The sequence below is a fragment of the Parabacteroides sp. ASF519 genome (assembly GCF_000364265.2).
GTDB classification, from domain to species: Bacteria; Bacteroidota; Bacteroidia; order Bacteroidales; family Tannerellaceae; genus Parabacteroides; species Parabacteroides goldsteinii.
In genome coordinates, this window is sequence record NZ_AQFV02000006.1 from 3,642,812 (window position 1) to 3,655,159 (window position 12,348).

General features: G+C 42.2%; 9 protein-coding genes and 2 pseudogenes. All 11 read left to right on the plus strand.

Translation table 11 applies throughout. From position 1 onward, the window contains the following. Positions 1-2 precede the first annotated feature (2 nt). Positions 3-1,154, plus strand: a complete 1,152-nt coding sequence (gmd, locus tag C825_RS14240; RefSeq protein ID WP_007657094.1) for a GDP-mannose 4,6-dehydratase — start codon at positions 3-5, stop codon at positions 1,152-1,154. Positions 1,155-1,266: 112 nt separating this feature from the next. Beyond that, the gene (locus C825_RS14245) at positions 1,267-2,403 is read left to right on the plus strand and encodes an OmpA family protein (protein WP_007657093.1); all 1,137 of its coding nucleotides are present in this window, start codon (positions 1,267-1,269) and stop codon (positions 2,401-2,403) included. 100 nt (positions 2,404-2,503) lie between these two features. Continuing rightward, a pseudogene (locus C825_RS14250) lies at positions 2,504-3,900 on the plus strand (undecaprenyl-phosphate glucose phosphotransferase). A gap of 69 nt (positions 3,901-3,969) precedes the next feature. Next, positions 3,970-4,392, plus strand: coding sequence for a Holliday junction resolvase RuvX (gene ruvX, locus C825_RS14255; RefSeq protein ID WP_044214382.1), 423 nt, complete (start codon positions 3,970-3,972; stop codon positions 4,390-4,392). A gap of 3 nt (positions 4,393-4,395) precedes the next feature. After that, entirely contained in the window at positions 4,396-4,953 is a 558-nt protein-coding gene (gene def / locus C825_RS14260) for a peptide deformylase (RefSeq protein WP_007657090.1), read from the plus strand. 19 nt (positions 4,954-4,972) lie between these two features. Continuing rightward, positions 4,973-6,520 carry an acyl-CoA carboxylase subunit beta gene (locus tag C825_RS14265; protein WP_007657088.1) on the plus strand — a complete coding sequence of 516 codons (1,548 nt, stop codon included), beginning with the start codon at positions 4,973-4,975 and terminating at the stop codon, positions 6,518-6,520. 29 nt (positions 6,521-6,549) lie between these two features. Then, on the plus strand, positions 6,550-6,876 hold the full coding sequence (locus tag C825_RS14270; RefSeq protein WP_007657087.1) for an acyl-CoA carboxylase biotin carboxyl carrier protein subunit: 327 nt from the start codon (positions 6,550-6,552) through the stop codon (positions 6,874-6,876). Positions 6,877-7,131: 255 nt separating this feature from the next. Next, positions 7,132-9,261: a tetratricopeptide repeat protein gene (locus tag C825_RS14275; RefSeq protein ID WP_044214384.1), complete on the plus strand. Its 2,130-nt coding sequence runs from the start codon at positions 7,132-7,134 to the stop codon at positions 9,259-9,261. A gap of 155 nt (positions 9,262-9,416) precedes the next feature. After that, positions 9,417-11,372 carry a threonine--tRNA ligase gene (gene thrS, locus C825_RS14280; RefSeq protein WP_007657085.1) on the plus strand — a complete coding sequence of 652 codons (1,956 nt, stop codon included), beginning with the start codon at positions 9,417-9,419 and terminating at the stop codon, positions 11,370-11,372. A 33-nt stretch (positions 11,373-11,405) separates the two neighbouring features. Further along, positions 11,406-12,049, plus strand: a pseudogene (infC, locus tag C825_RS14285) (translation initiation factor IF-3). Between the two features lie 51 nt (positions 12,050-12,100). Then, a complete protein-coding gene (gene rpmI / locus C825_RS14290) occupies positions 12,101-12,298 on the plus strand; it encodes a 50S ribosomal protein L35 (RefSeq protein ID WP_007657083.1) in 198 nt (65 codons plus the stop codon). Positions 12,299-12,348: the final 50 nt, after the last annotated feature.

Sequence of the window (12,348 nt, forward strand, 5' to 3'; positions counted from 1 at the left end):
AAATGAGTAAAGTAGCTTTAATAACAGGTATTACAGGACAGGATGGCGCTTATCTGGCAGAATATCTTGTAAAAAAAGGATATACGGTGCATGGTATCAAACGTCGTTCATCCATGTTCAACACAGACCGTATCGATCATCTTTATCAGGACCCTCATGTGGAGAACCGGAACCTGATCCTTCATTATGGCGACCTGACCGACAGCCTGAACCTTACCCGTATCATCGGTGAGGTGCAGCCTGACGAAATATATAACCTGGCAGCTATGAGCCATGTGAAAGTAAGTTTCGATACTCCTGAATATACGGCGAATGCCGATGGTCTGGGTGTGTTGCGTATCCTTGAAGCGGTGCGTCTGCTGAACCTGATCCCTAAAACCCGTATCTATCAGGCTTCTACATCCGAATTATATGGATTGGTTCAGGAAGTGCCTCAAAAGGAAACGACTCCTTTCTATCCCCGAAGTCCGTATGCTGTTGCTAAACTATATGGTTACTGGATTACGGTAAACTATCGTGAAGCCTATAAAATGCATGCTTCCAACGGCATTCTGTTTAATCATGAGTCGCCGCTTCGCGGAGAAACGTTTGTTACCCGTAAAGTAACCCGTGCCGTTTCGCGCATTGCTTTGGGTATGCAGGAAAAAGTTTATATGGGAAATTTATCTTCCAAACGTGACTGGGGCCATGCCAAGGATTATGTCCGTGCCATGTATGCGATTCTCCAGCAGGATGAACCCTCTGATTATGTTATTGCTACCGGAATAACGACGACTATTCGCGATTTTATCAGTAAAGCATTTAAAGAAATAGGGGTAGAAGTCATTTTTAAAGGCGAAAATGTTAATGAGGTCGCAGTATTAAACTATATTGACGAAAAAATGTTTATAGAGAAAGTAGGTGAGGCTTATCTCGAAAATTTTAAAGAACGGATAGGTGAAGAAGTAGTTGGTATTGACCCTCAGTACTTCCGTCCGACCGAGGTTGACTTACTTATCGGGGATGCTACGAAGGCCCGTACCCGTTTGGGGTGGGAACCGAAATACACCCTTGATACTCTTATTCAGGATATGATGCAGAATGATATCAAGCTGATGAAAAAAGAATCCTATCTGAAAGAAGGTGGATATAAAATTCTGAATTATTTTGAATAAATTAAGAACAAAACATAGATTTATTTTGTTTTAGTTAAAAAAAGATTTAATTTTGCTCTAAATTTGAGCGTTATTTAAGGTAATTGATTGTTTAATTAAAAAGTTGATGAATATGAAGACTAAAGTATTACTTTTAGCTTTATTGTCAGGTTTTGTTTTCTCTGTGTCAGCACAGGAATTTAAACCACAAGTTGGTTTTAGTACTGAAAAAGGTTATAAGACAAATTTCAAGAAAAACAAAGCTGGCGATAATTGGTTTATTTCTGTTGCCGGTGGTGCAAGTATGTTATTGGGTGACCAGAATAATAAAGCAGATTTTGGCAACCGTCTGAATTTTGCGCCTCAGTTCTCGTTTGGTAAGTGGTTCAACCCGTATCTGGCTTTCCGTACTCAGTTGAACGGTGGTATTTTACACGGATTTGTAGGTGACAACGCAGAGATCATGCAGCACAACAAATATGCAGCTGCTCATGTAGACTTGTTATGGGATGTTACCAATTTCTGGGGAGTTTATAATGAAAAAAGAGTATTCCGTTTGATTCCTTGGGTCGGTTTCGGTTATGCACAGCGTTTCGAAAATCAGGGATATGCTAGAACAGAATCTCCTACATTAAATGCTGGTATCCTTACTGCTTTCCGTTTGAGCAAACGTGTTGATTTGAACGTGGAAGTTCAGGGTTCTTTGCTGAACGAACAGTTCAACCGTGTTAACATGTTCCACTTGACAGACGGTATCGCTCAGCTGAGCGCTGGTTTGACATTCAAACTGGGTAAAACTGATTTCGAAGTATTGGAACCAATGGATTACGCTTTGTTGAACGACCTGAACAATCAGATCAACTCATTGCGTGCTGCTAACGATGAATTGAGCAAACGTCCGGAATCTTGTCCTGAATGCGAAGAAGTTGTAACTAATGTTGTAAACAACTATGTTGACAATGTAGTATACTTCCGTCTGAATAGTTCTAAGATCGATAAGAACCAGCAGATCAGTATTTACAACACTGCTGAATTCATGAAGGCAAACAATGCTCCGATCAAGGTTATCGGTTATGCTGATAAGAACACAGGTACTTCTAAATACAACATGGGTCTTTCTGAAAAACGTGCTAAAGCCGTTGCTAAAGAATTGATCGATAAATACGGTATCAACTCTAACCAGATTACTATCGAATGGAGAGGTTCTGACGAACAGCCGTACAGCGAAAACAACTGGAACCGTGTTGTTATCATGTCTGCTAATAATTAATTTATTTTTAATTATATCTGAAAAAGGCTGCACATTCTATTGTGCAGCCTTTTTTTTGCACAGAATATTCATTACTTTTGTGGAATTTTAGAACACAGTTATGGAATTCGACAAAAAACATGGTTACCTTATCCAGTGGCTGATAGGAATGGGAGATTTAGTTGTATTAAATCTATTGTTCTTCGCTGTCTATTATGGGTTGGGGAATTTTATACAAAAGCTATATCTTATAGTTTGAGAGAGGTTGTTCTCTTATTGAATTTCTGTTATTTCTTTGCCCTTTATTTTGTTCCCATGCAATTGCATGTGGCTGTTGTTTTTATTGACAAAATTGTACAGCGTGCCTTTGCGTTGGTCTCTATATTTGTTTTTCTGTTCGCTACTTGTCTTATCTTTCTGAATATAGGGGATGCCCTGGCTACATTTCTGCTGGTTTATTTTGCTGTAACAGTTATAATTTTTGCTCTTTGGAGAGTGTTTGTTCGTGTTACACTAAAGATGTACCGTAGAAAAGGACATAATTTTAAAAGAATTATTATTGTAGGAGCAGGTAAGAATGGTATGGAATTGTACCGGGTTATGAAGGATGATCTTTCCTATGGATTCAGTATCATGGGTTTTTTTGATGATAATCTGTCTTTGCAAAGTGTGTTGCCGAATTACCTGGGTATGACGCATGAAGTGGAGAAGTATGTATTAGCCAATGATATAGACGAAATCTATTGTACTTTGCCTGGAACGCAGGACGAGAAGATATTGCGGATAATGAATTTTGCTGAAAAGCATATGATTCGTTTCTATATTGTTCCGGAGTTTTACAGGAATATAAAGAAGAGTCTTGTTATGGAAATAATGGAGTCGATTCCATTATTGGCTGTTCGCCGTGAACCTTTGCAAGCAGCTTATAACCGGGCATTAAAGAGAACTTTTGATATTCTTTTTTCTTTGGGTATTTTACTGACCATTTATCCGATACTTTATGTCGTTATAGGAATATTGATAAAAGCAACATCTCCGGGACCTATATTTTTCAAGCAAAAGCGTACCGGTTTGTACGGGCAGGAATTTGAGTGTTATAAATTCCGGACAATGCGGGTCAATGCAGATGCCGATAAATTGCAGGCAGCAAAAGATGATCCGCGTAAAACCCGTATCGGAGATTTCCTTCGGCGTACGAATCTGGATGAGTTCCCTCAATTTATCAATGTATTAAGAGGGGAGATGTCGGTAGTGGGCCCTCGTCCTCATATGCTGAAACACACTGAGCAATATTCGGCTCTTATCGATAAATATATGGTACGCCATCTGGTAAAACCCGGAGTGACGGGATGGGCACAGGTAACCGGTTATCGGGGAGAAACCAAGACGCTCGAACAGATGGAAGGACGTGTGAAACGGGATGTGTGGTACATTGAGAACTGGTCGTTCTTCCTGGATCTGAAGATCATCGTGGTGACGATTCTGAACATGTCTAAAGGTGAAAAGAATGCCTATTAAACTTATAAATTGCACACTTTTTGTGTATTTGTGTAATACAAATGCATATTTGTGCTATCTTTGCAGCCGATGGGAAGGATACTAGCAATTGATTATGGCCGAAAACGGACCGGGTTAGCAGCTACAGACAATTTACAGATGATTGCAAACGGTCTGACAACGGTGCCGAGTGGGGAATTGGTCTCCTGGTTATCTGCTTATGTGGCAAAAGAACCGGTGGATTTATTCGTGGTCGGTCTGCCGAAGCAGATGAATAACGAGCCTTCGGAAAACATGAAGTATGTAGAGGCTTTCGTGACACATCTGAAACGGACCATTCCGGATATTCCGGTTGAATATTATGATGAGCGTTTCACGTCTGTCCTGGCGCACAAGGCAATGCTCGACGGAGGTTTGAAGAAGAAAAAAAGACAGGATAAAGGCCTGGTGGATGAGATCAGTGCAGTTATTATCCTTCAATCATATTTAGAAAATAAAAAATATCAGTTATAGTTTATGATTTTACCAGTATACTTATACGGTCAGCCTGTGTTAAGAAAAGAGGCTGAAGATGTACCCAGGGATTATCCGGAATTAAAGCAGTTAGTAGCTAATATGTTCGATACGATGTACAATGCCGATGGAGTAGGCTTGGCCGCTCCCCAGGTTGGGTTGTCGATTCGTTTGCTTGTGATCGATGCTGATGTGATGGGAGATGATTTCCCTGAATGTAAAGGATTCAAGCGTGCGATGGTTAATCCGGATATCGTTGAAAGCAGTGAAGAAGAGATTTCTATGGAAGAAGGTTGTCTGAGCCTTCCTGGCGTACATGAGAAAGTGTCCCGTGCCAGCAAGATCCGGGTGAAATATTTTGATGAAAACTGGGAGGAACATGACGAGGTGGTAGATGGTTTTGCTGCCCGTGTGGTACAGCACGAATGCGAGCATCTGGAAGGTCACGTGTTCATCGACAATGTTTCGGCTATCCGTCGCCAGTTGAATAAAGGAAAACTAAATAGTATTATTAAAGGGACTGCTCGTTGTTCATACAGAGCAAAAGCTGTCGGTAAATAATAAAAATCTATTAAATAATATGACAGATTTAAGTAAAAACATTCAGGCCCTCAGGGAGAAGAAAGCCGTCGTTGAGATGGGTGGAGGCGAAGCTGCTATCGAAAAGCAGATCGCGATGGGTAAACTTACTGCCCGTGATCGTATTCTTTCCTTGCTGGACAAGAACTCTTTTCATGAGTACGATTTGTTTGTAAAGCACGATGGCCGTGACTTCGGAATGGATAAGAAAGATTTTCCGGGTGATGGTGTAGTTACAGGTACAGGTACTATTTTCGGTGCTCCGGTATGTATCTACGCACAGGACTTTACTGTAGCCGGTGGTTCATTGGGTTTGCAACATGCTCGTAAGATCACTAAGATCATGGATCATGCATTGAAGATGAAATGTCCGATTATCGGTATCAACGACTCGGGTGGTGCACGTATTCAGGAAGGTGTTGGTGCTTTGGCCGGATATGGTGAAATATTCTATAGAAATACAATCGCATCAGGCGTTATCCCTCAGATCTCATTGATTCTGGGTCCGTGTGCCGGTGGTGCTGTTTATTCACCTGCTTTGACAGACTTCGTGTTCGTGGTTGAAAATATCTCCAAGATGTTTATCACCGGTCCGAATGTGATCAAGACTGTTTTAGGTGAAGACATCTCTATGGAAGACCTGGGCGGTGCCCGTGTTCATGCGGAAACAACAGGTAATGCTCATTTCTATGCCTTGAGCGAACAGGATTGTTTCGAACAGGTTAAACGTCTGGTCAGCTTTATCCCCTGGAATAACCAGCAGCGTGCCAAGACTACTGAGCCAAAAGAACCGACAGCGATGCTGAACATTGAAGAAGTTGTTCCAGCTGATCCGAAACAGCCGTACGATGTTCGTGACGTTATCAAATGCATCGTCGATGATTCCGACTTCCTGGAAATTCAGGAACTGTGGGCTGCCAATATCGTGATCGGTTTCGGTCGTATGGCAGGCGAAACAGTCGGTTTCGTTGCTAACCAGCCGATGGTGCTGGCCGGCGTACTCGATTGCGACAGTGCCGACAAAGCAGCCCGTTTCATTCGTTTCTGCGACTCATTCAATATTCCTATTATTACCTTGGAAGATATGCCGGGTTACCTGCCGGGCGTAGACCAGGAGCATGCCGGTGTGATCCGTCACGGGGCAAAAGTATTGTATGCTTATTCGGAAGCAACTGTGCCTAAGATCACAGTAATCTTGCGTAAGGCTTACGGTGGTGGTTACATTGCGATGAACTCGCGTCACCTGGGTGCCGACTTTATGTTTGCATGGCCGAGCGCAGAGATTGCCGTTATGGGACCGGAAGGTGCAGCCAACATTATTTTCCGTAAGGAAATCATGGAAGCTGAAGACCAGAATGCAATGCGTCAGGAAAAAGTGAAAGAGTATATCGAGAAGTTCGCTAATCCTTATGTGGCAGCTTCGAAAGGATTTATCGATTCTGTTATCGAGCCGAAAGAAACACGTGCGTTGTTGCTTCACGCTCTGAAACTTTCTATTTTGAAAGAGGAATACAGACCGGCTAAAAAGCACGGAATCCCTCCGTTCTAATTAAATCCGTACATATACTTTTTGAAAATATGGAAAATAAAGAAAACGAATATGTAGATTTTGTAGTTACCGCCCGTAAATACAAAACACTGCTGACAGAGAAATATAAGAACCGTAAGATGTGGCATAAGCCCTTCGTCGGTGATGTGATTTCGACTCTTCCGGGAACTGTCGTGAAGATTTATGTGGAAAAAGGGCAGGAAGTTGAAGCCGGCCAGTTGCTCCTCATTCATCAGGCGATGAAGATGTACAATCGGATCGTCGCTCCGGTATCCGGAGTGATTACCGAGTTGGATGTAACCGAAGGAGATAAGATCGCAAAAGATCATTTGATGGTAAAAATACAGCCGAAGTAAAATTTGGTTATTTCATAATACGTGCGAAAAGGTTGTGCCAGTAGTGTTTATACACTGGTGCAACCTTTTTATTTGATACATTTTACATTCAATTTAAGTTTTTTGGCTTGATTACGGTTTGTTGAGAATTATTTTTGCTACGAACCGTTTTAACATTCACATGAATTGCTTATTTTTGTTCGCTGAATAAAGAGGGGTGTCAAAAGTCTGTTGAAACCTTTTGGCATGCCTCTTTTTAACACTTAAGGCAATCTGATGAAAAAAATATTCCTCTTTTTGATGTTTGTAGCATATTCGTTAGCGATGTCAGCGCAGATCAATACGGATCGTGTTCTGGCTATCGGACGTAATGCCTTGTATTTTGAAGATTACGTATTGTCGATACAATATTTCAATCAAGTCATTAAAGCGAAACCTTGGATCGCGGAACCCTATTTCTACCGCGCTGTTGCCAAGATCAATCTGGACGATTATAAGGGAGCGGAAGAAGACTGTACGCTATGTCTCCAGCGGAATCCATTTCTGGTTCAGGCTTATTATGCCCGCGGTATTGCCCGCCAGAGCCAGGAAAAATATGCCGAAGCGATTGCCGACTACGACAAAGGTCTTGAATTTAAACCCGAAGACCGCCAGATGCTTGTTAATAAAGCCGTAGCCAATATCCAACGGAAAGACTATGATGATGCCGAAAAGACTTTCGATGTGCTGATGAAAGCGCATCCTAAATATTCGATGAATTACCTGACCCGTGGTGCTATGTACACCGAGAAAGGCGATACGGTAAAAGCGCTTGCCGATTATAATAAGGCTATTGAAATGGACCCCTATTATGCTCCGTCCTATGGTAACCGTGCGATCCTGCTTTATCAGACAAATGATCTGAAAGGTGCTTTGGCGGATCTGAACGAGGCCATCCGCTTGAATACCCGTGAAAGTGGCTATTATATCAATCGTGGTTTGGTACGTTACCAGATGAATGACCTCCGTGGTGCGATGGATGATTACGATCAGGTAATCGGTATGGATAAAAATAATCTGATTGCCCGCTTTAACCGGGGACTGCTCCGCTATCAGGTAGGCGATAACAACCGTGCTATCGAAGACTTCGATGTGGTGATCCAGCAGGAACCGGATAACTATATGGCTTATTATAACCGTGCTCTCCTGCGTTTTGAAACAGGTGACTACCGTGGTTCTGTTCAGGACTTCGATGTTGTTTTAGGTCAATATCCAAATTTTACTCCGGGTTATTACAGCCGTTCCGAAGCTAAGCGTAAAATGAATGACCAGGTAGGTGCCGATCGCGACTACTGGACCGCTATCGAAATGGAAAACAATTCGAAGAAAGACCGCCAGTCTGCGCAGGGTGGAAATGCCATGGCCTCTACTAATACGACAGGACAGGATAGTAATGCTTCTTCTTCGGATGACAAAGGTGAAAATACACGTGAGAAATCAGATAAAAACATCAGTAAATTCAATCGCCTGGTGGTGTATGACAAAGAGGAGGAACGCAGGAATAAATACCAGAGTGATGTCCGCGGACGTGTGCAGGATCGTAATGTCCGTGTAGATATCGAACCTCAGTTTGTCCTGACTTATTACGAAAAGATTGATCCGATCAAGAAAATTGTCTATTACGACAAGACGATCGAAGAATATAATGCCCGTATGGTTTTATCGCGCAAACTGCGTATAACCAATGAAGAGGCTGCCCTCACGGAAGATCAGATTTCGGTTCACTTTGCCTCGATCAATGATTATTCCGCGAAGATAGAAGTCCAGCCGGGAAATGCGGATGCGTGGTTTGGCCGTGCAGTAGATTATATGCTTGTACAAGACTTTACGGAAGCTATCAAAGATTTCAATAAGGTTATCGAACTTGATCCGACCTATACGATGGCTTATTTCAACCGTGCAGTGGTACGTTACAAACAATTGGTTTATGATATGTCCCAGACTACTACAACCGATGACTTGTCAGCCTCTATGGGTAGTATGAACTTTAAGATGGGGCAGAGTCCGACACAGCCGAGAGCTCCTTCTGATCCTAGATCGGCCGAAGTGAAGGATAAAAGGAAGGCTTACGAACATGAATTGATTACACGTGATTACGATATGGTTATCCGTTTGAATCCCGGATTTGTGTATGCTTATTTCAATCGTGGAAATTTACGTTGTGTGCAGCGTGACTTCCGGGCGGCCATACAGGATTATGATGAGGCGATCAAACGTGACCCTGATTTTGCAGAGGCTTATTTTAACCGCGGACTGGCTCATCTCTCCCTGGGTGATGCCAATCAAGGTATTGCAGACCTGAGTAAGGCAGGCGAATTAGGTATTATCAATGCCTATAGTATCATCAAACGTATGACAAGCAATTGATCTGAATAAGCTTTTTTAGATTCAAAACAGGCATGTTTCCCAATAAAACATGTCTGTTTTGGGTTTAAAGCATATATCTTTTGACCTAAAAAGATCATTTTACGAAAAAGAATGCTAAATTTGCATGCTAATTAAAGAATTATAGAGAACAGATTATGATAAAGATTACATTTCCGGATGATTCCGTAAGAGAATACGCCGAAGGAACAACTGCTATGCAGATCGCAGAAAGCATCAGTTCCCGTTTGGCTCAGGAAGTTTTGGCCGCAAGTGTGAACGGAGAAACATGGGACCTGTCTCGTCCAATTATGCAGGATTCAACTGTGAAGCTGCTGAAGTGGGATGATGAAGAAGGTAAACATGCTTTCTGGCACTCAAGTGCTCACCTGATGGCTGAAGCGCTGCAGGAACTTTATCCTGGCATCAAGTTCGGTATCGGTCCGGCTATCGAGAATGGATTCTACTATGACGTAGATCCGGGTGAAGCTACAATCAAAGAAGGTGATTTCGCAGCAATCGAAGCAAAGATGCTGGAACTGGTAGCTAAAAAAGAAGAAATCAAACGTCAGGACATTACCAAGGCAGATGCCATGAAAATGTTCGGTGACAGAGGTGAAGAATATAAAACTGAGTTGATCAGTGAACTGGAAGACGGTACGATCACAACCTATACACAAGGCTCTTTCACAGATTTGTGTCGTGGTCCGCATTTACCTAACACATCTTACTTGAAAGCTGTAAAGATTCTGAGCGTGGCCGGTGCTTACTGGCGTGGTGATGAAAAACGCAAACAGCTGGTTCGTCTGTATGGAATCACTTTCCCGAAAAAGAAAATGTTGGATGAATATCTGGCATTACTGGAAGAAGCCAAAAAACGTGATCACCGTAAGATCGGTAAAGAACTAGAGTTATTCACATTCTCTACCGCAGTAGGAGCAGGTCTGCCATTGTGGTTGCCCCGTGGTACTCAGTTGCGTTTGAAACTGGAAGATTTCCTGAAACGTATCCAGAAGAAATACGGTTACCAGCAGGTAATGACTCCGCATATCGGAGGCAAACAACTGTATGTAACATCTGGCCACTATGCAAAATATGGCAAGGATTCATTCCAGCCGATCCATACTCCGCAGGAAGGCGAAGAATTCCTGTTGAAACCGATGAACTGTCCTCACCATTGTGAGATATTCAAGGCATTCCCACGTTCATACAAAGACCTGCCTTTGCGTTTCGCAGAGTTCGGTACGGTTTACCGTTATGAACAGAGCGGTGAGTTACACGGTTTGACGAGAGTACGTGGCTTTACGCAGGATGACGCCCACCTGTTCTGCCGTCCGGATCAGTTGAAGGATGAATTCCTGAAAGTAATGGATATTATCTTTATCATTTTTAAAGCGCTTGATTTCGAAAACTTCGAAGCCCAGATCTCTTTACGTGATAAAGTGAACAGAGATAAATACATCGGTTCGGAAGAGAATTGGGAAAAAGCTGAAACCGCTATCATCGAAGCCTGTCAGGAAAAAGGTCTGAAAGCTAAGATCGAATATGGTGAAGCTGCTTTCTATGGTCCGAAACTCGACTTTATGGTGAAAGATGCTATCGGTCGCCGCTGGCAGTTGGGAACTATCCAGGTAGATTATAACCTGCCGGAACGTTTCGAGCTGGAATATACAGGTGAAGATAACAAAAAACACCGTCCGGTAATGATTCACCGTGCACCGTTCGGCTCAATGGAACGTTTCGTTGCCGTGCTGATCGAACATACAGGAGGTAAATTCCCGTTGTGGCTGACTCCGGATCAGGTATGTATCATGCCTATCAGTGAGAAGTTCAATGAATATGCATGGGACATCGCCCGTCAGCTGGAAGAACAGGATATCCGTGTTCTGGTAGATGACAGAAATGAAAAAATCGGTCGTAAGATTCGTGACAATGAATTGAAACGTATTCCTTATATGCTCATCGTCGGAGAAAAAGAAGCAGAAAATAATGAAGTTTCTGTAAGAAAACAGGGCGAAGGTGATAAAGGTTCGATGAAAATTGCTACCTTTGCAGCGCTTTTGAACGATGAAGTAGAGGACATGATGAATCGTTGGCAAAATAAAAACAAGTAAATAACTAATAACGAGGAGAATAAATCTTTTTGAATGAAGAATGACAATCTGAAAGAACAGTACAGAATCAACGAACGAATTCGTGTTCGTGAAGTTCGTTTAGTAGGTGACAATGTAGAACAAGGTGTATTTCCTACATCTCAGGCATTAAAAATGGCTGAAGATCAGGGATTGGACCTGGTAGAAATTTCACCCAATGCTGCGCCCCCGTTTGTAAAATAACCGATTATCAGAAATTCCTCTATCAGCAGAAAAAGCGGCAGAAAGAGCAAAAAGCGAAATCTGTGAAGGTTGTTGTGAAGGAGATTCGTTTCGGACCTCAGACAGATGATCATGATTATAACTTCAAACTGAAGCATGCTAAAGGATTTCTGGAAGAAGGCTCTAAAGTGAAAGCATATGTGTTCTTTAAAGGACGTTCCATTCTTTTCAAAGAGCAGGGTGAAGTTTTATTGCTTCGTTTTGCCAATGATTTGGAAGACTACGGTAAAGTAGAACAGCTACCGGTTTTGGAAGGTAAACGTATGATCATCATGCTGACACCTAAAAAAGCGGGTGCATCGGCTACAGCAGCTGCTCCGAAACCAGCATCTGCGGGACCGGCAAAGCCTGTGGTTAAGAAAGTGATAACATTGAAGCCGAGGACAGAATCTGACGCTGAAGAAAATAAAGAATAAAAAAACACCCGTAGAGGGTGTCAAGTTTAATAATTAAAACAAAATTGGAAAATGCCTAAGATGAAGACTAATTCCGGTGCCAAAAAGAGGTTCGCCCTTACCGGAACAGGAAAAATCAAAAGAAAACACGCTTTTAAAAGTCACATTTTGACTAAGAAGACTAAAAAAGCTAAGAGAAACCTTACTCACACTGGCCTTGTTGCTACTGTTGATGTAAACAGTGTTAAGCTAATGCTTGGCATGAAGTAATCTTCTTAAATTAAGCGAGTTTTACAAAGATTTTTATTAACCGAATGTAT